This is a genomic window from Streptomyces sp. NPDC025793 (assembly GCF_055558375.1).
Map to the genome: position 1 here is coordinate 169305 of NZ_JBVHMR010000012.1, position 22498 is coordinate 191802.

Below are 22498 nucleotides of genomic sequence, written 5' to 3' on the forward strand. Positions count from 1 at the left end.
GGCGGTTACTCCCGTATCGACCGGCGGCACGCAGGAGTTCGTACGGATATCCCGTACGGCGCGAATGGTCTGGATATTCCGATCAGTCCGCTATGTCACGCGTCTCCGTAGGCCTCCCCGCCCAGTTCGAACCCCGCCGAGCCCGCCGTCGCATCGGCGAGCCACGCCCGGAAGGCGTCCACGTCGGCGTCCGGCAGACCGATCTCGATGGTGACGACCTCTCCGTACCGGACGTCGCGCACCTCCCGCCCCGTGGCGTGCAGGTCGTTCTGGACCTTGCCCGCGCGCTGGTGGTCGACGGTGACGGTGGCCAGCCGGAAGCGGCGCCGGGTGAGTGTGCCGAGCGTGTCGAGGGCCCCGCCGACGGCACCGCCGTAGGCGCGGATGAGTCCGCCGGCCCCGAGCTTGACGCCGCCGTAGTAACGGGTGACGACGGCGACGACGTAGCGCATCTCACGGCGCAGGAGCATCTGGAGCATGGGGACGCCGGCGGTGCCGCCCGGTTCACCGTCGTCGCCGGCCTTCTGCACGGAGGCGTCGGCGCCGATCACGTACGCCCAGCAGTTGTGGGTGGCGTCGGCGTGCTCCTTGCTGACGGCGGCGATGAAGTCCTGTGCCTCCTGCTCGGTGGCGGCCGGGGCGAGGGCGCACAGGAAGCGGGAGCGGTTGATCTCGGTCTCGTGCACGCCCGCGTGGGCGACTGTGCGGTACTCGTCCTGCATCCCGCCAGCCTAAGCGGTGGCGGGAAGTGCCGGTCCGGGCGGAGGCCGCGCCCACGCGCGCGTGGCGGCGGATCCTCCTCCTCGGCGCCGCTCGGCTACTGCTTCCTGCCCCCGCGCGGCACGGTCACCCAGGTCAGCAGGGCGACGCCGGGGGCGAGGGCGGACCAGCCGGTGCCGTGCCAGGTGAGGACGGCGATCGCGGACGTCGGGAACTTGGTCCGCACCCGCTCCAGCGTGTCGTCGAGACCGTCCCCGGCCAGCTCCAGGACCAGCTCCTGCAGCCCGGGGTTGTGCCCGACCAGCAGCAGGGTCTCCACCTGGGACGGCACCTCGCGGACCACCTCCACCAGGTCCGCCGCGTCGGCCGCGTACAGCCGCCGGTCGTAGCGCACCGGCGGCGGGGTGCCCCACTCGGCGGAGGCCAGCTCCCAGGTGCGGCGGGCGCGTGCGGCCGTGGAGCACAGAGCGAGGTCGGGCAGGCAGTCGGCCTCGGCGAGGGTGCGTCCGGCGGCCGGGGCGTCCTGCAGGCCGCGCGGCGCGAGAGGCCTGCGGTGGTCCTCGACGCCCTCGGGCCAGGCGGACTTGGCGTGCCGCAGCACCACCAGCCGGCGCAGCGGACCCGAGGAGCCCGCCCGCGCGCTCACGCGAGGCTCCCGAGGTCACGGGCGAGGTCGAGCGCCAGCAGCCGGTCCACGTAGGCGAACGTCTCGAACCGGGCTCCGTCGGGCAGATCCGGGTCACGCGCCACGTCCCGCAGGACGTCCAGGACGCCGGGCAGGTCGAGGTCGTCCTCCCACGCGGAGCGCAACCGCCCCCGCACCGCCTCCGGCACCGGCCTGGACGGTCGCCGGGCCCATCCGGCGACGGCCCGCCGCCACTGCGCCAGCCGCCCGGCCGCCGCGTCCAGTACGGCGGGCGACAGCCGAACGGGCTCACCCCGAGGGACGGAGAGCAGGGCGAGCCGCACCGCCTCGGGGTCTTCGAGGAGGGCCGGGAGCGCGGGGTGGGAGTGGAGGGTGGGTCCGGGGCCGGGGCCGGGGCCGGGTGCGGGTGCGGACGCGGGTCCCGCGTCGCGGCCGACCGCCTGCGGCCCCTGGCCGTCCGTCTTCCAGTGCACCGGTGCCACCCGCATCACCGGGCCTTCGCCGACGGCGGCCGCGGGGTCGGCCGTCACGTGGATCGCCTGGGACTCGCCCAGTCCCGAGGCGAGGTCGCGGCCGTCCTCGAAGGGGCGGATGGCGAGGGCGGTGGCGGCCGCGCGCAGTTCGGCGTGCTGGTGGGGGGACGTGAGGATCGTCCAGACCGGGGTGCCGCCCAGCTCCAGGGCGCGGACCAGGAGGTCGGCGGTGAGGAGCACCCTCAGGGCGGTCGGGTCCAGCCCCGAGGCGTAGGCCTCGATGCGGGTCAGGCCGCGGCGGGCGGGCGCGGCGGGGACGGGCTCACCGGTTCGGTCGTCGAGGATGCGCAGCACAGCGCGAGCGTAGGCGGGCAGAGCGTCCTACGCAGGCATCTTGCTCCGATTCCGGACATGGCGGCGGGTACCGGGGCGGGAATCCGTACCGTGCGCGCCGCTGTTGCCCAGGCGAACTGTTCCCACGAACCGAGGAGGCGGCCATGGCGGTCGTGCACGGCGACGGCAGCTACGACGGCGACGACCACGGCGACGAAGCGGTGATCCGCAGAATCCTGACCGGGCTGGGCGACACCTGGGCCGTGGTCGGCCTGTCGAACAACCGGAACCGGGCCGCCTACGGGGTGGCGCAGGTGCTCCAGCGGTTCGGCAAGCGCGTCGTGCCGGTGCATCCGAAGGCGGAGACGGTGCACGGCGAGCGCGGCTACGCCTCCCTCGCGGACATCCCCTTCGACGTGGACGTGGTCGACGTCTTCGTCAACAGCGACCTGGCCGGGGCGGTGGCCGACGAGGCCGTGGCGAAGGGTGCGCGGGCGGTGTGGTTCCAGCTCGGCGTCGTGGACGAGGCCGCCTACAGCCGGACCCGGGCGGCGGGACTGGACATGGTCATGGACCACTGCCCCGCCATCGAAATTCCCCGCCTCGGCTAGCGAATCTCTCCTTCTACTTACAATTCGACGCTGAATATTGACATTCGCACTAGGCATCTGACCTGTGACAAGACAGTGACCGAGCGTGGGGCCAAGACACCTAAGATCCCGGGTCAAAATTTGGTTAACGCTCTTTTGACAGCATGGAACGCACCCCTAACCTGTGGCCTCCTCGCCCGTTAACGCTGCGTATAGATCTGAGAGGCCACTACACATGGCGAATGTCGACCAGGCTGCACCGGTAGCCACAAGCGACACCGGTGGTCTGCGCCGAGACGTCGGACTGATCGGTCTGATGTGGGCCTCGGTGGGTTCCATCATCGGCTCCGGCTGGCTCTTCGGCGCCGAGAAGGCAGTCGTGGTGGCCGGCCCGGCGGCGATCATCTCGTGGGTGATCGGCGCGGTGGCCATCGTGCTCCTCGCCCTCGTGCACGCCGAGCTCGGCGGCATGTTCCCGGTGGCGGGCGGCACCGCGCGCTACCCGCACTACGCCTTCGGCGGCCTGGCCGGCATGTCCTTCGGCTGGTTCTCCTGGCTCCAGGCCGCGACGGTGGCCCCGATCGAGGTCGAGGCCATGATCGGCTATGCCAAGCACTGGCACTTCGCCGACGGCCTGCAGAACGCCAACGGCACGCTCACGACCAGCGGCATCGTCGTCGCCGTCCTGCTCATGGCGGTCTTCGTCGCGGTCAACTTCCTCGGTGTCCGCATCCTGGCCCACACCAACAGCGCCGCCACCTGGTGGAAGATCGCCGTTCCGCTCGCCGCGATCTTCATCATCGCGGTCGGCAATTTCCACCCGTCCAACTTCACCTCCCAGGGCTTCGCGCCGTTCGGCGCCAAGGGTGTCCTCACCGCGATCAGCTCCAGCGGCATCATCTTCGCGCTGCTCGGCTTCGAGCAGGCGATCCAGCTGGCCGGCGAGAGCCGCAACCCGAAGCGTGACCTGCCGCGCGCGACGCTCGGTTCGGTCGCGATCGGCTCCACGATCTACCTCCTGCTCCAGATCGTGTTCATCGCCGCCCTGCCGCACGCCTCCTTCGCGAAGGGCTGGGCGAACCTGGCCTACGCCGGCATCAGCGGCCCCTGGGCGGGTCTCGCCTCGGTGCTCGGCCTGGGCTGGCTGGCCTGGGTGCTGTACGCCGACGCGATCATCTCCCCCGGCGGCACCGGCCTGATCTACACCACCGCCACCTCCCGTATCTCCTACGGCCTGGCCAAGAACGGCTACGCGCCGAAGCTCTTCACCAAGACCGACTCGCGCGGTGTGCCGTGGTTCGGCCTCGCGATGTCGTTCGTGACCGGTGTGATCTGCTTCCTGCCGTTCCCGAGCTGGCAGACGCTGGTCGGCTTCATCACCTCGGCGAGCGTGCTGATGTACGCGGGCGCCCCGCTGGCCTACGGCGTCTTCAAGGACCGGCTGCCGAACCACGACCGTCCGTACAAGCTGCCCTACGGCAACATCATCTCGCCGCTGTCGTTCGTGGTCGCCAACCTGATCATCTTCTGGTCCGGCTGGGACACCCTGTGGCGACTGGGCTTCGCGATCCTGATCGGCTACGTGCTGCTCGGCGCCTACGCGGCCTACGCCATCCGCAAGGGCCTGCCCGACGCCCCCCGGCTGGACTTCAAGGCCGCGCAGTGGCTCGCGCCCTACCTGCTGGGCATCGGCGTGATCTCCTACCTGAGCACCTTCGGCGGTACCGGTGACCTGCCGCTGTGGTGGGACATGCTGGTCGTCACGGTGTTCTCGCTCGTCATCTACTACTGGGCCAAGGCCACGGCCTCCCAGCCCGAGGCGATCGAGCGCAGCATCGAGGAGGTCGTCGTCACCGACGCCCCCGCGCACTGAGCCACACCACTCCCGGTGTCCCGTCAGCCGATTCCCGGCTGACGGGACACCGTCATAATGCGAGGGTGATCTCCCCCTCCCCCTCCCCCCACCCGGATCCCGCGCACCCCGCACGCCGGGAAGCCCGTACGGTCGTCGTCGTGGGCGCCGGTCCCGCCGGGCTCGCCGTCGCCAACATCCTGCGGGCCGCCTCGGTCGACTGTGTCGTCCTGGAGACCGAGAGCAGGCAGTTCATCGAGACCCGGGCCCGGGCCGGTGTCATCGAGGAATGGGCGGTGCGCGAACTCGGCCGCCGCGGCCTCGCCGGGCACCTGCCGCAGCGGGCCGAGCTGCACAGCGCCTGCGAGTTCCGCTTCGCCGGCGAGCGGTACCGCTTCCCCTACGCCGAACTGACGAGCCGTCACCACTACGTCTACCCGCAGCCGTTGCTGGTGACGGACCTGGTGCGCGAGTACGCCGACGTGCGCGGCGGCGACATCCGCTTCGGCGTGCGCGACGTCACGCTGCACGACCTGGACACGGACCGGCCGGCGGTGTCGTACCGCTGTCCGGAGACGGGTGAACGGCGGCTGCTGCGCTGCGACTTCGTCGCGGGGTGCGACGGGGCGCGCGGGGTGACGCGCGACGCGATTCCCGAGCGGCACCGGCGGATCGCCCGGCAGGACGACGGCATCGGCTGGCTGGCGCTGCTCGCCGAGGTCCCGCCGTCGACGGACTGTGTCCTCTTCGGCGTCCATCCGCGCGGCTTCGCCGGGCAGATGCCCCGCAGCCCCGAGGTGACCCGGTTCTACCTCCAGTGCCCGCCGGGCGACGATCCGGAGAACTGGCCGCACGAGCGGGTCTGGACCGAGCTGCGCGAGCGGCTGGCCGCGACCGGGGCGCCCCCGCTCACCGAGGGGCGGATCGTCGAGAAGCGGGTGCTGGACATGCACCACTACGTCGTCGAACCCCTCTCCCACGGGCGGCTGTTCCTGGCCGGCGACGCCGGTCACCTGGTCGCGCCGATCGCCGCGAAGGGGATGAACCTCGCCCTGCACGACGCCTTCCTGCTCGGCGACGCGCTCGCCTCGTACGTCACGGAGGGAGACGGCGCCGGCCTGGACGGCTACTCGGCCGCGGCGCTGCGCCGGGTGTGGGACTACCAGGAGTTCTCGCAGTGGCTGTCGGACATCTACCACGGTGTCGCGTCCGGTGATCCGTTCCGCGCCGGCACCACGCTGGCCCGGCTGCGCCGGCTGTTCTCCTCGCCCGCAGCGGCGGCGGCCTTCGCCGAGCAGTACCTCGGCACGGCCTCGGCCTACTGAGCCCGTTCGGTGAGATGGTGGTCGGCGGTCTTCAGCGCCTCGTCCACCAGCCGCCGCAGGTGTCCGTGCGCGAGCGAGTAGACCACCCGGCGGCCCTCCTTGCGGGTCCGCACCAGACCCGCGAGCCGCAGCCGGGCCAGGTGCTGGCTGACGGCGGGACGGGCCGCGCCGCATGCCCCGGTGAGCGTCGTGACGTCGGCCTCGCCCGCCGTCAGCGCGTGCAGCAGGGTGAGGCGGGTGCGGTCACCGAGCAGGGCGAGCAGCTCGGCGGCCAGCGTGAACTGCTCCTCGCCCGGACTGCGCGGATGCGTATGGTGCGCAGGTGACAGGTGCATGCGTGCGCTCATACGCACATAATGGTCCCCTGGACGCCGCACGTCCACTCCCGCACACCGGAAGGGGAGCCACGTGAGCGACCGGCACCCTCACCAGCACGCGCACGGGCACGCACACGGGCAGGAGCACAGCCACCGCGCCGCCCGTCTCCGGCACCGCCTCGCGCATCTGCTCACCCCGCACTCCCACGAGAGCGCCGACAAGCTGGACTCCGCCCTGGAGTCCTCGGTGCGCGGGATGCGGGCGCTGTGGGTGTCGTCGGCCGCGCTCGGGGCGACGGCACTGACACAGGCGGCCGTGGTGGCCGTGTCCGGTTCGGTGGCGCTGCTCGGGGACACCGTGCACAACGCCGCCGACGCGCTGACCGCCGTCCCGCTCGGCATCGCCTTCGTCCTCGGACGGCGGGCGGCGACGCGCCGGTTCACCTACGGCTACGGCCGGGCCGAGGATCTGGCGGGGCTGGTGATCGTGCTGACGATCGCCGCGTCGGCGGCCTTCGCCGCGTGGGCGGCCGTCGGCCGACTGCTCGACCCGCGCCCGGTCAGCCATCTCCCGGCCGTCGCGGCGGCCGCCCTGGTCGGCTTCGCCGGCAACGAGTGGGTGGCCCGTCACCGGATCCGGGCGGGCCGCGCGATCGGTTCGGCGGCGCTCGTCGCCGACGGGCTGCACGCGCGCACCGACGGGTTCACCTCGCTGGCCGTGCTGGCCGGCGCGGGCGGCTCCGCGCTCGGCCGGCAACCGGCCGACCCCGTCGTGGGGTTGGCGATCACCGCCGCGATCGCGCTGGTGCTGCGGGACGCGGCGCGGGAGGTGTTCCGGCGGATCATGGACGCCGTCGACCCGGCGCTGGTGGACCGGGCCGAGCGGGCGGTGCGTGCGGTGCCGGGCGTGCGCGAGGTGGGCGAGCTGCGGCTGCGCTGGATCGGGCACCGGCTGCGCGCCGAGCTCGCGGTGGTCGTGGACGGCGAGGCGACGGTGCGGCAGGCGCACGCGATCGCCGTCGAGGCCGAACACGCCCTGCTGCACGCCGTACCGAGGCTGACGGCCGCCCTGGTGCACGCCGATCCGGCACCGGTGCCGGGCGAGCGCGACCCGCACCTGACACTGGCCCACCACCTGACCGCCTGACGCGGACCTCCGGCAGCCCGGCCTCAGGCGGTCCCGAGTCCCTCCAGCACCACGGCGCCGGGCAGTTCGGCGAGGGCCTTGCCGGGTACCAGCAGCTTGCCGCGCCGGCGTCCGCTGCCGACGAGGACGTACGGCAGGTCGGCGACCGCCGCGTCCACGAGCACCGGCCAGCCGGCGGGCAGGCCGACCGGGGTGATGCCACCGTATTCCATGCCGGTCTCGCCTGTCGCCGTGTCCATCGACGCGAACGAGGCCTTGCGGGCGCCGAGATGGCGGCGCACGACGCCGTTGACGTCGACCCGGGTGGTGGACAGCACGAGGCACGCGGCGAGGGAGGTCTCGCCGCCGCGCCTGCCCGCGACCACCACGCAGTTCGCCGACTGCTCCAGCAGGTCGCGGCCGTAGTGCTCCACGAAGACGGCGGTGTCGGCCCAGCGCGGGTCGGTCTCGACGTAGAGGATCCGGTCGGCGGGGACGGCGCCCTGCCAGTGCCGTACGGCGTCGGCGACGGGTGCGATCAGGTCGTCCAGGCAGTCCGGGGCCGGGGTGGCGGTGTCGAAGTCTCCGATGGGTGCGCGCATGGCCGCACGCTAACAGCCCGCGCCGCGGGGCCGTTCAGCGCACGGGCGGCACGGAGACGGCCATGACCATCTCCATCGGTACGTCGCCCTCGTTGCCGTACGTGTGCTGGGTGCTCGCCTCGAACGTGGCGCTCGCACCGGCCGCCACCAGGTGGGCCACGCCGTCGACGGTGAGGGTCAGTTCGCCGGCGGTGACGTGGACGAGTTCCACGGTGCCCACCGGATGCGGCTCGGAGGGGCTGGACTCGCCCGGCATCAGCCGCCAGTCCCACATCTCGACCGGGCCGGGTGCCTCCGTGCCCGCCAGCAGGCGGTTGTAGCTGCCGGCGTCGGTGTGCCACAGGCGTACGGCCTGGTCGGGGGCGACGATACGGACCTTGGGACCCTGTTCGTAGTCGAGCAGGGTGGTGATGCTGACGCCGAGCGCGTCGCCGATCTTGACGACGGTGCCGAGGCTGGGGTTCGTCCGGGCCTGCTCGATCTGGATGAGCATGCCGCGGCTGACTCCCGCACGGGCGGCGAGCACGTCCAGGGTGAAGCCGCGCACCGTGCGCCAGTGCTTGACGTTGCGGGCCAGGGACTGGGTCAGCAGGTCGAGGTCCGACACATCACGTCCATCGAGAGGATAGTTCACTATATGGGATGACGTAGTTCACTGTACTGAACTACGGTGGGGTGCACCCGATCATTCAGCAAACTGTACTGCGAGGCCGTCCGTGACAGCATTCTTCGCCCTCACCACCAGTCTCCTGTGGGGCCTGGCCGACTTCGGCGGCGGACTGCTGACCCGGCGTACGCCCGCGCTGACGGTCGTCGTGGTCTCCCAGTCCATCGCGGCGGCCGTCCTGGGCGCGATCGTCGTCGCGACCGGTGGCTGGGGAGAGGCCGGGCCCCGGCTGTGGTTCGCGTTCGCGGCGGGGCTGGTCGGCCCAATCGCCCTGCTCTCCTTCTACAAGGCCCTGGCGCTCGGCCCCATGGGAGTCGTCTCGCCGCTCGCCACCCTCAGCGTGGCCGTCCCGGTCGGTGTCGGCCTGGTCCTCGGCGAGCGCCCGGGGCTGCTCCAGGTCGCGGGCATCGCGGTCGCCGTCACCGGCGTCGTCCTCGCGGGCGGGCCCCAGCTGCGCGGCGCGCCGGTACAGCGGCGGACGGTTCTGCTCACCCTGGTCGCGGCGCTCGGCTTCGGCACGGTGTTCGCCCTGATCACCGAGGCCTCGACCGATGTGACCGGGCTCTTCCTCGCCCTCTTCGTGCAGCGGCTGACCAATGTCGCGGTCGGCGCGACCGCGCTCGCCGTCTCCGTCCGCCGGGGCGGCCACGGCCTGCCGGACGGCGGCTTCCCGTGGGCCTCGCTGCCCGCGCTGGCCTTCGTCGGGCTCGCGGACGTGGCCGCCAACGGCACCTACGCGATCGCCGCCCGGCTCGGCCCGGTCACCGTCGCGGCGGTGCTGGCCTCGCTGTACCCGGTGGTGACCGCGCTGGCCGCCCGCGGCTTCCTCAGCGAGCGGCTGCGCGCGATCCAGGCAGCGGGCGCGGCGCTCGCCCTGCTCGGCACACTGCTGCTGGCGACCGGCTGAACAACCGCCCCCGCTTCCAAGCCGCTCCCACTCCCACCCTGGAAACACCCTTCACCGCCGCCTCGGCTCCCACCCCGGAAACCGCCCCCGCCGCGACTCCCGCCCCGGAACCGAGCTCGGCCCCGACGCTGCCCGGGTTTCGGCTCGGCCCCCGACCCGGACTCGGCCGCGCCTCGGCTCGGCCTTCGCTCCCGACCTCGACTCGGCCGCACCTCGGCTCGGCCTTCGCCCCCGACCCCGACTCGGCCCCGCCTGAGCTCAGCCCTCGGCCCCCGCTCAACCCTGGCCCCGGCTCGGCCCCCGACCCCGACTCGGCCGCACCTAGGCTCGGCCTTCGCCCCCGACCCCGACTCGGCCCCGCCTGAGCTCAGCCCTCGGCCCCGGCTCGTCCCTGGCCGCAACGCAACCCCCGGCCGCGACTCGACCCCTGGCCTCGGCACAACCCCGACTCTGACTCGCCCCCGCCGGATTCGGCCTAGTCCCTGGCCGCGACTCGGCCCGCCGCTCACCCCCCTGGTCTCGACACAGCCCCCGGCCCTGGCTCGATCCCCGCCCTGGCTCGGCGCACGCCGCCATCGGCCCAGCCCGCGGCCTCAGCTCCGCCCCGGCACCGGCTCCACTCCGGCCCCCGGCCCCGGCCTCGCTGCGGCCCCACCGGCTTCGCCTCAGTCCCCCGCCTCGGCTCAGCCCCAGCACCGAATCGGCCCCCAACCCGGCCTCGACGCCGACCCCAACACAGCCCCAACCCCGCCTCGACCCCCGCCGGATGCGGCCCAGCCCCCAACCCCCTCTCCACCCACAACCCCGACGCAGCCCCGGCCCCAACCCCGGTCCCGGCTCAGCTCTCTGCTTCGAGTTCGGCGAGGCGGGTCACCGTGGCCTCGTCCAGTTGTGCCAGTGCCCGGAGCTGTTCCGCTGTCGTGTCGGCCGGGATCGGGACCGGGGGCGGGGTGCGCAGTGGGGGTTGCCAACCGTCCGCGGGGGTCCAGCGCCGGACGACGCGGGCCGGTGCTCCGGCCACCACGGCGTGGTCGGGCACCGCGCCGCGCACCACGGCGCCGGCCGCGACGACGACGTTCCGGCCGATCCGCGCCCCGGGCAGGATCACCGCACCGGTGCCGATCCAGCAGCCCGGGCCGATCTCCACCGGCTCCATCCGCGGCCACTGCCTGCCGATGGGCTCGTGCGGGTCGTCGTAGGAGTGGTTGGTGGACGTGACGTAGACGTACGGGCCGAAGTAGCAGTCGCGGCCGATGGTGACCGTCGTGTCCGCGATGACGTGGCTGCCGCGGCCGAGGACGACTCCGTCGCCGATGCGCAGGATCGGGTCCGGGCCTAGGTCCAGGTCCGGCATCAGGCCGGCGGTCAGCGTGACCTGCTCGGCGATGATGCAGTGGGAGCCGAGGTGGATCCAGGGTTCACCGAAGACGGTGCCGAGCGGGAAGGCGAGGCGGGTGGCTTCGCCGATCGCGCCGAACCGGTACCCCGCCGGGTGCTCGGCCGAGACGGAGCCGGCGCGCTGTATCCAGGCCCAGGCCTGGTGGACGACACGTTGCGCTGCACGGCGTCGCCGGAATGAGAACGTGTTCTTCCGCTGGGGCACGAGGTTACGTTACTAAGCGGACGCTTTCGGCGAGAGGGCCGCCTGCTGTGATCTTTGCCCCAGCCCGTGTCGTACGGTGCGGTGGACGACGACACGAGGAGAACCGTCATGACGCAGCAGGCGCTGATCGTGGGCATCGGCGGCAGGGAGCCCCAGGTCGATCCCGAGGCGTTCGTGGCCCCCACCGCCTCCGTGATCGGAGACGTCACGCTGCATGCCGGGGCCAGTGTCTGGTACGGGGCTGTCGTGCGCGGTGACGTCGAGAAGATCACCGTGGGGGCGAGCGCGAACGTGCAGGACAACGTGACGCTGCACGCCGATCCCGGGTTCCCCGTCAGCGTGGGTGAGCGGGTCTCCATCGGGCACAACGCGGTGGTGCACGGGGCGACCGTCGAGGACGACTGTCTCATCGGGATGGGGGCGACCGTGCTCAACGGTGCGGTGATCGGGGCGGGCTCGCTGGTCGCCGCACAGGCTCTGGTCCCGCAGGGAATGGTGGTGCCGGCCGGCTCACTGGTGGCGGGGGTGCCGGCGAAGGTGCGGCGGCCGCTCTCCGAGGAGGAGCGGCAGGGCGTGACCCTCAACGGCACGATGTACGCGGAGCTGGCGAAGGCACACAGGGACGTGCACAGCCAGGCATAGCCGGGCCGATCACGCCCGTCCGGCGGAGCCGCATGTCGATACCGCCCCGCGCGCCCGCGGGGCGTCTTCGCTCACCGGCCCACTCGGCGGTTCACTCGCCGGCGCCGACCGGCTCCGCCTCCTGGCCGTGCTCCTGCTGGGCCTTCTGCGCCTTGCGCTTGACCAGCAGCATCGAGGCCAGACCGACGAGGACCGCCGCCGCGAGGCCCACGTAGGAGAACTTCTTCAGCCAGCCCTCGGCGACCACGCCCACGTAGTAGATGACGGCCGTCGTGCCGCCCGCCCAGCAGATGCCGCCGAGGACGTTGGCGATCAGGAACTTCCAGTACGGCATCTGCAGGACGCCCGCGAGGGGGCCGGCGAAGATGCGCAGCAGGGCGATGAAGCGGCCGACGAACACGGCCCACATGCCCCACTTCTCGAAGGACCGCTCGGCGGTGGCCACATGGCCCTCGCTGAAGTGTCTCGGGAACTTGCCGCCCAGCCAGGCCAGCAGCGGGCGGCCGCCCTTGCGGCCGATCGCGTAGCCGATGGAGTCGCCGATCACCGCTCCGGCGGTCGCGCACGCGCCGAGGACGACGGGGTTGACGCCGGAGTGCTGGGAGGACAGCAGCGCCGCCGAGACCAGGACGATCTCGCCCGGCAGCGGGATGCCGAGGCTCTCGACGCCGATCACCAGCGCGACCATGACATAGACGGCGACCGCGGGCACCGAGTCGAGCCATTCCTGCACGTGCACCGCGGGTTCCTCCCCTGTCGCCGACCTGTGGCTGCCGGACACCGCATGCAAAGAGCGTCCCAAGGGAAGGCTACCTGGTCGGCGGTGAGCGGCGGTTAAGCACAGGCCTCCCCGGCCGTTCCCGGCGGCTCCCCGGCGGCACCTTCCCGCCCTCGGCCCTTGGGCTCACGGACACCCCGGTGTCACACAGGCAGGGAAAACTCCCGCGGTATCGCCCGACCCGCCTCCCCCAGGTCCCCGCCCGGGACCCGCCGCGGAAGGACGACGTCCCCGTGCCCTCACCGTCCCCGCTCTCCCTCCCGCTCCCGCCCTCCGCTCCGCCCGCCCCCCTCGCCGGAGAAATCCCCGGTCACCTCCCGGAGGCGACGCCCGCGCCCCGGCCGTCGTCCTTCCTGGCGGGCCGCTCCGTACGGCTCGTCCTGTGCCTCGCGCCGCTGCTGCTGGCGGGCGGCTGGGCGGTGGCCAACCGGCCCGTGGTGTACGAGGGGGTCCGGCGGCTCGTCGCCGCCGATCCCTGGTGGCTGCTGGCCGGCGGCGGTTTCACCTGCCTGAACTGGGTGGCCGCCACGTGTGTCCGGCAGGGCGCGCTGCCCGACCGGGTCCCGGCGGGGCAGTTGCTGGCCTCGCAGTTCGCCGCCGGTGCCGCCAACCACGCGCTGCCCGCCGGACTCGGCGCCCATGCCGTCACCGTGCGCTTCCTGCGGGCGCGCGGTGTGCCGCTGGAGCGGGCGACCGCGTCGATCGGGCTGTACTCGCTGGCGAAGTCCGCCGCCAAGACGGTCGTGCTGGTCGTCCTGCTCGCGGTGTCGCCGGCCTGGCGGCGCCTCGGCGAGCTGGTCCCGGACGGGCGGCTACTGGTCCCGCTCGCCGCGGTCGCGGGCGGTGTCCTCGCGGTCGCCGGGGTGCTGCTGACCGTCGTACGGCCGTTGCGGCGGCCCGTGACCGGACTGCTGCGCTCCGCCCTCGCCGATGCGCGGGAGGTGCACACGCGGCCCTGCCGGGTGGCCGCCCTGTGGGGCGGGGCGGTCGCGATGCCGCTGCTGCAGGGGGCCACCCTCGTCTGTGTCGGAGCCTCGCTCGGGCTGCACATGCCGTGGCAGCAGGTGGTGCTCGCCTACCTCGCGGCCGGTACGGCCGTCGGCGCGGTCCCGGCGCCCGGCGGGTTCGCGGTCGACGCGGCGCTGGCCTGGACGCTGATCGCCTTCGGCGCCGCACCGGCCGTGGCCACCGCGACCGTCATCGGGTACCGGGTGCTGACCGACTGGGTGCCGCTGGTGCCGGGCGCCCTGACGTTCTCGGCGTTGATCCGCGCCAGGATCCTGTGAGCGCGCGTCACGTACCGGTCAGTCACGGCGGGCCACCAGACGGTAGGCGTTCGAGACGCCGAGACGGTGGGAGAGGGGGCGTACCGCGAAGCGGTCGAGGAGCGTGGCGGTGACGAGCGCGGGCACGCCCGCGAGGAGAAGGGCGGTGCGCGCGGCGCGGCGCAGACCGCCGGGGGGCTCGGGAAGCCAGGGCGCGTCCTCGCGCGGCGCCGCGTGGTCGAGGGCCAGCCAGACGGCGGCGAGCAGGTCGACCGGATCGTGCGGTTCGGCGTGCTGCTCCGCGACCACCGTGAAGCCCAGTTCGGTCAGCCGCCGCCGGAGGTTGGCGACGGGCATGAAGTGCAGGTGCTGCGGCTGGAGCCAGGGGAGCCACCAGCGGCCGAGCAGCCGGGCGTAGCGGCTCTCGGGGTCCGGCACCTCGATGAGGAGGTGGCCGCCGGGGCGTACGGTCTCGTGGGCGGCGCGCAGCTCGCGGTCGGGGTCGGTGCTGTGCTCCAGGTAGTGGAACATGCTCACGACGTCGTAGCGGTCGGCGAGTTCGGGGGCGAGGGCCGGGAAGGCGCCGCGGTAGGCGTGGTCCACACGGCCCTCGCGGGCGGCGAGTTCGACGCCGTCGGTGAAGTCGAGGCCGTCGAAGGAGGTGCCGGGCAGGACGGTGCGGGCGGCGGCGCAGAAGTGGCCGTGGCCGGTGCCGACGTCCAGCCAGGTCTTCGGGGCCGGGTCGTACGGCAGCATGGCCTCGGCACGGCTGCGGTACATGGCGGTGCGGCCGCCGAAGGTGCCGCTCATGCGCTGCTCGCCGAGGCCGTCGTAGAAGTCCCGGTAGTAGAACTCCAGGCCCTCCTCGGTCAGTCGGGGGTTCTGGAAGACGTGGCCGCAGTCGGCGCAGCGGTCGAGGGTGAACCGGCCGGGCTTGTGCTGGAGCAGGTCGGTGGTGCGCAGGCGGGGGGCGAGCCGGGCCGAGCCGCACCAGGGGCAGTCGGCGCGCAGCGCCGTGAAGAAGCGGTCCGGGCCGGCGGCCAGGTCCCGCTGGTAGGCGGGGCGCAGGGCGGCGATGCGCGCCCGCTTCTCGCCCTTCTCGGTCTTCTCGCCCTTGGCGCTCTTGTCGCGCTTGTCGCTCTTGTCGTCGGTCATCGGCTCTCCGCTTCGACGTCTGCGCGGGATGCGTGGTCTGCGAGGTGTTCGAGGTGGGCCGCGGCGACCCGGGCGCCGCCCGCCGCGCGGAACGCGGTGCTGATGCGGGTCGCGGCGGCCCGGTGGGCCGGGTCGGTGAGGACGGTGTCGAGGGCCGCGCCCAGCCGGTCCGCGCGGACCCGGCCGAAGCGGACCCGGACCCCGGCCCCCGCGTCCACGACCTGCCCGGCGATCACGGGCTGGTCGTCGCGGATGGGGGCGACGACGAGCGGGACGCCGTGCCACAGCGCCTCGCAGACGGTGTTGTGGCCCGCGTGGCAGACGACCGCGTCCATCCGTTCCAGCAACGGGAGTTGGGGCACGGACGAGAGGGCCAGGACATCCTTGTCGCCGGGCGGCACGGGCAGGACACCGCCGGGATCGGCGATCACCGCCTGCACCCGGTCGGCGCGTTCGCGCAGCGCGGTCAGGCACTCGGCGAGGAACCGGTCGCCCGCGTCGGCGTTCGCCGTGCCGAGGGTCACCAGGACCTTCGACCGGTCCGGGGTGAGCCGCTCCCAGGGGAAGCCGGGCCCGGCCGGGCGCCCGCTGATCGACGGGCCGACGTACCGGATGTGCGGGGCCAACGGCGCCTGGGGTCCGATGAGTTCGGGGGTGCTGAAGATCAGCAGGAGGTGGGGTGAGAAGCGCGGGTCGGCGGTGCCGGCCCCTTCGCCGATCCGGGTCCGCAGCTCGGCCAGGCTCCGGTGCAGCCACTCGGCGACCTTGGGCAGGCCGTCGTACGCGCCGCTGAACTCGGCCGACGTGGTGGCGGAGGTGGCCCACGGCAGCCCGCACCGCTCGGCGACCAGGGCGCCGGCGAAGGCCTGCTGGTCGGCCACGACGACATCGGGGCGGAACTGCCGGACCGCCGCCCGGACACCCGGGGCCATGGCGTCGGCGAGCGGGAGCAGATACCGCTCCCACAGGAACTTCAGCGCCTCCGCGCCCCGCAGCTCCGGCGGTCGTACGGCCCCGTCGGCCCCCGGCACCGGCCCCGTGCACCCGTGCACCTCGGCGTCCGCGCCCGCGAGCCGCCGCACCAGCGCGGGGTCGGCGCACGCCCAGGCGACCCGGTGCCCGCGTGCGGCCAGACGGGCGGCGACGCCGACGGCCGGGTTGATGTGACCGGTCAGCGGCGGTACGACGAAGAGGAAGGCGCTCACCGGACCGCCGCTCCCGCGTGGATCAGGTCCAGGATGTGCCCGCCGACCACCGCCGGTGCCTCGACCAGCACGGAGTGCTCGTGTCCGGGCAGCACGACCGCGCGGAAGTCGGTCAGCAGCGCCCGCTTCAGCGGCACGAGGTCGACGAGGTCCGACTCTCCGCCGTACACCCCGAGGACCGGGCAGTGTACGGCCCTGATCGCGTCCTCCGTGAGCACCCGGCTGGCCGGGATGTCCCGGCCGAGGGTGGTCTCGCGGGCGAGCCGGGCCGCGCCCTTGGCCAGGCGGGCGGTGTTGTGGCCCCGGTTGGCGGTGATCCAGGCGATGGCGTCGGGCTCGTCGTGCGCGAGGTGGGTGACGACCCGGTCCAGGATGGCGCCGAGTTTCGTCGCCCAGGCGGCGGTCGCCGGCTCGGACTCGATCAGCGTCAGGCTGAGCGCGCGCTCGGGGTGGCGGGCCGCGTAGCCGAAGGCGATGGTGCCGCCGTAGGAGTTGCCGACGAGGTGGACGGGGCCGGTGACGGCCAGCCGGCCGAGGAGGGCCTCCAGGTCGTCGATGTTGTGGTCGAGGGTGTAGCCCGCGGGCGGGCGCTCGCTGCGGCCGTGTCCGCGCAGGTCGTACATGACCACGTCGAGCCCGGCCGCCGCGAAGCCGGGGGCGACGGTGAAGTAGTAGCTGGCCAGGCTGTCGGTGAGCAGCCCGTGCACCAGGACCACCGTGGCGCGCGGGGACCGGTCGTCCGCCGGCCCCATGCGCTGGACGTGCAGCCGGATCCCGCCGGCGTCGACCATCGCCACGGCTCAGCCCGCCTGCGCGGTCTTCAGGCTCCACACCACATACTCCACCAGCCGGCCCACGGTCAGCTCGATGATCTCGTCGAACTCCATGCCGGCCAGGAACGCGGCCAGGTTGACCCGCTGTCCGTACCGCTCCTCCAGCAGGCCGGCCAGGGTGACCAGGTCGATGCTCTCCAGTTCCAGGTCGCGGTTGAAGGTGGTGGACATCCCGATCTCGGCGTCGTCGTCGCCGTACTCCGCGAGCACCGTGCGGAGCATGTCGCGGACGTCGGCGAGGACGGCGTCGGCCGTGGGTGCGATGTCGGTCGTGGGCTGCGCCGGGGCCGGCTGGGTGGGGTTCATCGGGGGTCACTCCTCGGCTGCGTCGTCATCGTGGGGTGTGCGTCGTCGGTGCCGGGGCCGGTGGTCCAGGCCACCACGTAGGACCGTGCGGGCAGCGCCGGTGGATTGCCCACCGGCGCGCAGTGCACGGTGTAGGCGCGCTCCAGGCGGCCCGAGACGACCAGTCGGCTGCCGTCCGGGGTGGCCTCCAGCACCGCGAAGTCCCGTGGCCGGCCGCCGAATCCGACGCCCTCGGCCTTGGCGACCGCCTCCTTGGCGGCCCAGAAGCGGGTGAACCACAGATCCTGGGGGTCGGGGCCGTCCGCCGACAGGGCTTCCAGCAGCCGCAGTTCGGCCGGGGCGAGGGCGGTGGCCAGGGTCGCGGGGTCACGCGCGGTGACCTCTTCGATGTCGATGCCGGGGCCGGGCCCCGGGCCGTGCGGCCGTACGATCGCCACGCCCGCCTCACCCCGGTGCGCGAGCGAGACGTCCAGCGGGGGCAGGGTGCGGCCGTGCACCCCGGTGACGTACGGCCGCCCCAACTCGTCGTTCCGAACCAGGAGTTCGGCCGGGAAGACGGGGCCCTCGCCGTGCTGCCAGAGCCACTGCCGTACGGCGTCCTTGGCCGCGATCCGGCCGAGCAGCCACTGGCGGCGGCCGCGAGGCGGGCGGGCGGCGTACGCGGCGCGTTCGGCCGTGCCCAGCGAGTTGCGCATGATCAGCTCGCGGGAGGCGAGGTCGGGCCAGCGCTCGTGCACCAGCACCCAGCCGCCGGGGCGGGCCGTGGACAGGGTGTGGCGCTCGGGGAAGCGCTCGACGGGCCGGGTCGTGGGGTCGTTGTCGAAGCGGCGGTCCTGCCAGCCGGTGACCACGGCCCACACCCGGCCGCCGGCCGTCAACTCGGCGTCCGCCTCCAGGAGGGTGTCCGTCAGGGTCGTGATCCGCAGGCGGCAGCCGACCTCGGTGCCGGGGGCCGGATGCGGACCGTGGAACCTCAACTCCCCTATCTGCACCGGGAAGACGACGGTCCGCTCCGTGCGGGTGGCCATGATCCAGTAGCCGAGGAGCTGGCCCACGTTGTCCAGCAGGGCGCCGGGCGCGGCGGGTGTGGTGATCACTCCGCGGATGTGCCGTTCGCCGATCGCGGTGAGGTCGGTGAGGCCCTGGAAGCCGGGACCGTGGAACATCCAGCGCTCCCGGTACAGCTGGGCGGCGGTGTGCTCGGGGCGGCGCTCCGCGGCCTCCGGGAGCGGGCCCGGCGGGGGCGGTGCGGGATGGTGCGGGGCGAGTTCGACGACGGCGCGGGCCGTGGGGCCGAAGGCGACGGTGACCCGGTCCGGGCGGTCGGCCGACGGGGTGACGGTGACCGGGACGTCGACCGGGGGTGTCGCGGTGAGCCAGCGGTCGAAGCGGGCCCCGTGCACGGCGACCGCCCGCAGTCCGGGGGCGGCGGCCTCCGCCGCGTCCATCATGTGCCGCACGATCGTGGTGGCGGGCACCACCGGCCAACGGTCCTCCGCGTCCGGCCAGTCGGGGCGCTGCGGGAAGAAGCAGTGGTCCAGGAGGTGGGGCATGGTCCGGGGCGAGACGTGGACCGTGGTGGTCGTCGCGGCCGGCCGGGCGAGGGTGGGTACGGCGGTGGGCCGGCGGCGGCCCGCGGCGATCAGCGCGGCCGCCGTGTCGGCGGTGTCCCGGAGCAGGGCGGTCAGCTCGGCGGCGGCCGGGATGCGGGTGGCCAGGCCGTCCAGCTCGTCGAGGCCGGAGCGGGCCGGGCCCGGGTGCGCGGCGGGGCGCAGTGCGGCGCGCACCGCGTCGAGTTCCGCTCCGGCCAGCGAGACGAGGGCGCCGGAGAGGTCCAGGCGGACGGGTGGGCGGCGCCGCGAGGTCACCGCCTGCGTGTCACGGGGTGGCAGCGCGGGCGCCACGGACGCGCCGGCCGCCCACAACGCGGTTGCCACGCGGCGGAGTTGGGACATACCGCTGTGCTGGGGGGCGTTGGCGGCGACGGCCAGGTGGTCGCGGTCGCCGAGGGTGTCGTCGATGAGGGAGGTGAGCCGGCCGGGTCCGGTCTGGACGAAGACGCGGTGCCCGGCGGCGTACAGGGCCTCGGTCAGCTCGCGGAAGCGGACGGGTTCCAGCAGATGCCGGACGAACAGCGCGCGTACCTCCGCCGGGTCCTGCGGGAAGGGTGCCGCGGTCGTCCCGGACCACACCGGCACGGTCGGCGGATGGAGCCGGAAGCGGCCGGCGGCCTCCTTGATGGGGGCGAGGTACGGTTCGAGCATCGGGGTGTGGAAGCCGGAGCGGAACGGCAGCACCTGGCAGATCACGCCCCGGGCGCGCAGGGACTTCACGAACGCGTCGACGGCCGCGCCGGGTCCGCACACCATGGACTGGCGGGGCGCGTTGTCGTGGGAGAGCACGATCCCGGAGTCCGGCCAGCGGTCGGCGAGCGCGGCGCGGACGTGCCCGGCGGAGGTGCCGAGGGCGGCGAAGGCGAGGCCGGGGACGGTGACCGAGTCGGGGTCGAACCCGGCCATGAACGCGTCGACCTCGGCGGCCGAGTAGAGCCCGGCCGCCGCCATGGCCGTCCACTCGCCGACGCTGTGTCCGGCGACCGCGTCCGGTGCGACGCCGATGTGGCGCAGCGCCCGGTCCAGCAGGCGGCCCACGCCGACGACGCCGAAGCCGTGCCGTCCGACGTCGCCGACCTCGACGTCCGTGGCGGGCAGCGGGGGCAGGCCGAAGTGGGCCGCGATGTCGTCGGTGCGCGGCGTGAAGTCCCCTTCCAGACCGGGGAAGACGAAGGCGAGCCCGCCCCCGCCCGCGCCCGCGCCGAGCAGCGGGCCCGGCCGGAACCACACGTCCCCGCGCCCCTGCCACGCACGCCCCTTGGCCACCGCCCGACGGGCCAGCCCGAGCCGCTTGGCGTTCGGCCCCACGATCCCGAGCCGCACGGGTCCGGCACCGGTGTGCGAGCGCGTGGGGTCGAGCCCTGCGGCGAGCACGACGGAGTCGTCGGCGTCGAGCAGCGCACCGAGCTCCGCCACGGTGCCGGCGGCCAGGAACAGCACGGGCTCGGGCTCGGCGACGTGGTCGGCGGCCGGAGTGGGGGCGGACGCGGGGACACGGGCGGCAGTCGGTCTGGACGCAGGCGCGGGCACGCGAGCGGCCACCGGGCTGGAGGCGGGCTCAGGGACACGGGCAGCGGCCGAGCTGGAAGCAGGCGCGGGCACGCGATCGCCGACCGAGCTGGACGCAGGCGCGGGCACGCGATCGCCGACCGAGCTGGAGGCGGGCGCAGGCACACGGGCGCCGCCAAAGCTGGAAGCGGGCGCAGGGACACGGGCGGCGACCGGGCTGGAAGCAGACGCGGGCACGCGATCGCCGACCGAGCTGGAAGCAGACGCGGGCACGCGATCGCCGGCCGAGCTGGAAGCAGGCGCGGGCACGCGGTCGCCGACCGGGCTGGAGGCGGGCGCGGGGACGGGGGCGGTGGTGGCTGGAGTGGCGGAGCCGATGACGTGGGTGGCGGCTTCGGATGGGGTAAGTCCCGGCGTTCGCACGGTGGTTGCGGCCGGAGTCGGGGCGGCGGGCTGGGTGGCAGCCGGGACGCGGGCAGGTTCGGTGGCGCGGGCTGCAGCGGTTTCTCGGGCGTGGCCGGGGACCTCGGCGGTGGTTGCCGCGGGGATCCGGTCGGTGGTTCGGGGTGGGGTGGGGTGCGGGGGTGGGGGTGAGGGGGTGCCGGGGGGCTCCTCCAGGACCACGTGGGCGTTGATGCCGCCGAACCCGAAGGCGTTGACAGCGGCCCGGCGCACCGCTCCGCGGGCGTCGTTCTCCCAGGGCTGGGAGACCTCCAGGGCGCGGAAGCGGGTGGCGGCGAGGGCGGGATGCGGGTCCTCGCAGTGGAGGGTGGGCAGCAGGGTGCGGTGGTGCAGCGCGAGGGCCGCCTTGACCAGGCCCGCCACTCCGGCGGCGGGCATGGTGTGACCGATCATCGACTTCACGGAGCCGAGGACCGGGCGCAGGCCGTCGGGGCCGGGCACCGGTGCCCCGAACACCTCGGCCAGGGTGGCGAGTTCGGCCGTGTCCCCGGCGGGGGTGGCAGTGCCGTGCGCCTCCAGCAGGCCGAGGGAGTCCGGTGCTGCGGGGTCGAGTCCCGCGGCCTGCCAGGCCTGCCGTACGGCGCGGGCCTGTCCGCCCGGGTCGGGGTTGACCAGGCCCGACGTACGGCCGTCGCTGGCCACGCCCGTGCCCCGGATCACCGCGTACACACGGTCGCCCGCGCGCTCGGCGTCCGCGAGCCGTTTCAGTACGACGACGCCGGTGCCCTCCCCGATGAGGATGCCGTCCGCGTGGCGGTGGAAGGGGCGGATGCGCTCGGTCGGGGACAAGGCGCGCAGTTGGGAGAAGACGCTCCAGAGGGTGATGTCGTGGCAGTGGTGCACTCCCCCGGCCAGCATCATGTCGCAGCGCCCGGTGGCCAGTTCGGTGACCGCCTGGTCCACGGCGACCAGCGAGGAGGCGCAGGCGGCGTCCACCGTGTAGGCGGGGCCGCGCAGGTCGAGCCGGTTGGCGATGCGGGAGGCGGCGAGGTTGGGGACGAGGCCGATCGCCGACTCGGGGCTGTCGGGACCGAGCCGTTCGGTGAACGCCGTGCGGATCCGGTCGAGTTGGGCGGAGTCGAGGTCCGGCAGCAACTCGCCCAGGGTTCGCACGAGTTGGCCAACCGTCCGGACCCGCTGGTCGAGCCGGACCAGGCCCGGGGTGAGATAGCCGCCGCGGCCCAGCGCCACCCCGATCCGGTGCCGTTCGGGGAGCCGGTCCGTACCGCCCGCGTCGGCGAGCGCGGCGGCGGCCACGTCGAGGGCGATCAGCTGGTCGGGCTCGGTGCCGGACACCGAGGCGGGCATGATGCCGTAGCGCGTGACCTCGACCTCGGCCAGGCCGTCCACGAATCCACCGCGCCGGCAGTACACCTGGTCGGCGACGGCGGGCCCGGCGGCCGTTCCGGGCCGGTAGTAGTCGGCGTCCCAGCGCTCCGCGGGGACCTCGCCGATCGCGTCGACGCCGTCGCGCAGATTGCGCCAGTACGCGTCCAGGCCGGGGGCGCCGGGCAGGAGCACCGCCATTCCGACGATGGCGACGGGTGCGTGACGTTGACGTTCCGTCAT

At 74.0% G+C, this 22498-nt stretch carries 20 protein-coding genes; 7 read left to right on the plus strand and 13 right to left on the minus strand.

Features of this window, described 5'->3' with window-relative positions; genetic code table 11:
- Positions 1-95 precede the first annotated feature (95 nt).
- The 3 genes from ACZ4MF_RS23525 to ACZ4MF_RS23535 form a co-directional block, all read right to left on the minus strand.
- Positions 96-722, minus strand: coding sequence for a YigZ family protein (locus tag ACZ4MF_RS23525; protein WP_467493881.1), 627 nt, complete (start codon positions 720-722; stop codon positions 96-98).
- Positions 723-817: 95 nt separating this feature from the next.
- Positions 818-1366, minus strand: a complete 549-nt coding sequence (locus ACZ4MF_RS23530; RefSeq protein ID WP_467493882.1) for a SixA phosphatase family protein — start codon at positions 1364-1366, stop codon at positions 818-820.
- On the minus strand, positions 1363-2193 hold the full coding sequence (locus ACZ4MF_RS23535) for a hypothetical protein (RefSeq protein WP_467493883.1): 831 nt from the start codon (positions 2191-2193) through the stop codon (positions 1363-1365). The genes ACZ4MF_RS23530 and ACZ4MF_RS23535 overlap by 4 nt, the downstream gene beginning before the upstream one ends.
- A 143-nt stretch (positions 2194-2336) precedes the next feature.
- Here ACZ4MF_RS23535 and ACZ4MF_RS23540 point away from each other — a divergent pair, with 143 nt between their 5' ends.
- The 3 genes from ACZ4MF_RS23540 (at position 2337) to ACZ4MF_RS23550 (ending at position 5939) form a co-directional block, all read left to right on the plus strand.
- A complete protein-coding gene (locus ACZ4MF_RS23540) occupies positions 2337-2783 on the plus strand; it encodes a CoA-binding protein (protein ID WP_467493884.1) in 447 nt (148 codons plus the stop codon).
- A 214-nt stretch (positions 2784-2997) separates the two neighbouring features.
- Complete coding sequence (locus ACZ4MF_RS23545) at positions 2998-4635, plus strand: APC family permease (protein WP_467493885.1); 1638 nt, start codon at positions 2998-3000, stop codon at positions 4633-4635.
- Positions 4636-4775: 140 nt separating this feature from the next.
- Positions 4776-5939: a 4-hydroxybenzoate 3-monooxygenase gene (locus tag ACZ4MF_RS23550; protein WP_467493968.1), complete on the plus strand. Its 1164-nt coding sequence runs from the start codon at positions 4776-4778 to the stop codon at positions 5937-5939.
- On the opposite strand, the gene ACZ4MF_RS23555 is transcribed toward ACZ4MF_RS23550, so the two are convergent.
- Complete coding sequence (locus ACZ4MF_RS23555) at positions 5933-6286, minus strand: ArsR/SmtB family transcription factor (protein WP_467493886.1); 354 nt, start codon at positions 6284-6286, stop codon at positions 5933-5935. The two genes, ACZ4MF_RS23550 and ACZ4MF_RS23555, sit on opposite strands and share 7 nt — an antisense overlap.
- A gap of 61 nt (positions 6287-6347) precedes the next feature.
- On the opposite strand from ACZ4MF_RS23555, the gene ACZ4MF_RS23560 reads away from it, so the two are divergent.
- Positions 6348-7403: a cation diffusion facilitator family transporter gene (locus ACZ4MF_RS23560; RefSeq protein WP_467493887.1), complete on the plus strand. Its 1056-nt coding sequence runs from the start codon at positions 6348-6350 to the stop codon at positions 7401-7403.
- A 23-nt stretch (positions 7404-7426) separates the two neighbouring features.
- Here ACZ4MF_RS23560 and ACZ4MF_RS23565 read toward each other — a convergent pair whose 3' ends face one another.
- Complete coding sequence (locus tag ACZ4MF_RS23565; RefSeq protein WP_467493888.1) at positions 7427-7984, minus strand: YbaK/EbsC family protein; 558 nt, start codon at positions 7982-7984, stop codon at positions 7427-7429.
- 34 nt (positions 7985-8018) lie between these two features.
- Positions 8019-8591: a helix-turn-helix domain-containing protein gene (locus tag ACZ4MF_RS23570; protein WP_467493889.1), complete on the minus strand. Its 573-nt coding sequence runs from the start codon at positions 8589-8591 to the stop codon at positions 8019-8021.
- A gap of 109 nt (positions 8592-8700) precedes the next feature.
- Here ACZ4MF_RS23570 and ACZ4MF_RS23575 point away from each other — a divergent pair, with 109 nt between their 5' ends.
- Positions 8701-9558, plus strand: coding sequence for an EamA family transporter (locus tag ACZ4MF_RS23575; protein WP_467493890.1), 858 nt, complete (start codon positions 8701-8703; stop codon positions 9556-9558).
- Positions 9559-10396: 838 nt separating this feature from the next.
- On the opposite strand, the gene ACZ4MF_RS23580 is transcribed toward ACZ4MF_RS23575, so the two are convergent.
- On the minus strand, positions 10397-11161 hold the full coding sequence (locus ACZ4MF_RS23580; RefSeq protein ID WP_467493891.1) for an acyltransferase: 765 nt from the start codon (positions 11159-11161) through the stop codon (positions 10397-10399).
- A gap of 108 nt (positions 11162-11269) precedes the next feature.
- On the opposite strand from ACZ4MF_RS23580, the gene ACZ4MF_RS23585 reads away from it, so the two are divergent.
- Complete coding sequence (locus tag ACZ4MF_RS23585) at positions 11270-11803, plus strand: gamma carbonic anhydrase family protein (RefSeq protein ID WP_467493892.1); 534 nt, start codon at positions 11270-11272, stop codon at positions 11801-11803.
- Between the two features lie 91 nt (positions 11804-11894).
- On the opposite strand, the gene ACZ4MF_RS23590 is transcribed toward ACZ4MF_RS23585, so the two are convergent.
- On the minus strand, positions 11895-12542 hold the full coding sequence (locus ACZ4MF_RS23590) for a DedA family protein (RefSeq protein ID WP_467493893.1): 648 nt from the start codon (positions 12540-12542) through the stop codon (positions 11895-11897).
- Between the two features lie 272 nt (positions 12543-12814).
- On the opposite strand from ACZ4MF_RS23590, the gene ACZ4MF_RS23595 reads away from it, so the two are divergent.
- Positions 12815-13867 carry a lysylphosphatidylglycerol synthase transmembrane domain-containing protein gene (locus tag ACZ4MF_RS23595; RefSeq protein WP_467493894.1) on the plus strand — a complete coding sequence of 351 codons (1053 nt, stop codon included), beginning with the start codon at positions 12815-12817 and terminating at the stop codon, positions 13865-13867.
- 18 nt (positions 13868-13885) lie between these two features.
- On the opposite strand, the gene ACZ4MF_RS23600 is transcribed toward ACZ4MF_RS23595, so the two are convergent.
- The 5 genes from ACZ4MF_RS23600 to ACZ4MF_RS23620 all read right to left on the minus strand — a co-directional run bounded on the left by ACZ4MF_RS23600 (position 13886) and on the right by ACZ4MF_RS23620 (position 22498).
- Positions 13886-14923: a class I SAM-dependent methyltransferase gene (locus ACZ4MF_RS23600; protein ID WP_467493969.1), complete on the minus strand. Its 1038-nt coding sequence runs from the start codon at positions 14921-14923 to the stop codon at positions 13886-13888.
- Between the two features lie 74 nt (positions 14924-14997).
- Positions 14998-16206 carry a glycosyltransferase gene (locus ACZ4MF_RS23605; RefSeq protein ID WP_467493895.1) on the minus strand — a complete coding sequence of 403 codons (1209 nt, stop codon included), beginning with the start codon at positions 16204-16206 and terminating at the stop codon, positions 14998-15000.
- Positions 16203-16997, minus strand: coding sequence for an alpha/beta fold hydrolase (locus ACZ4MF_RS23610; RefSeq protein WP_467493970.1), 795 nt, complete (start codon positions 16995-16997; stop codon positions 16203-16205). Before ACZ4MF_RS23610 ends, ACZ4MF_RS23605 begins: the two co-directional genes overlap by 4 nt.
- A 9-nt stretch (positions 16998-17006) precedes the next feature.
- Positions 17007-17345 (minus strand): acyl carrier protein, encoded by a 339-nt coding sequence (locus ACZ4MF_RS23615; RefSeq protein ID WP_467493896.1) that lies wholly within the window; start codon positions 17343-17345, stop codon positions 17007-17009.
- The gene (locus ACZ4MF_RS23620; protein WP_467493897.1) at positions 17342-22498 is read right to left on the minus strand and encodes a beta-ketoacyl synthase N-terminal-like domain-containing protein; all 5157 of its coding nucleotides are present in this window, start codon (positions 22496-22498) and stop codon (positions 17342-17344) included. The genes ACZ4MF_RS23615 and ACZ4MF_RS23620 overlap by 4 nt, the downstream gene beginning before the upstream one ends.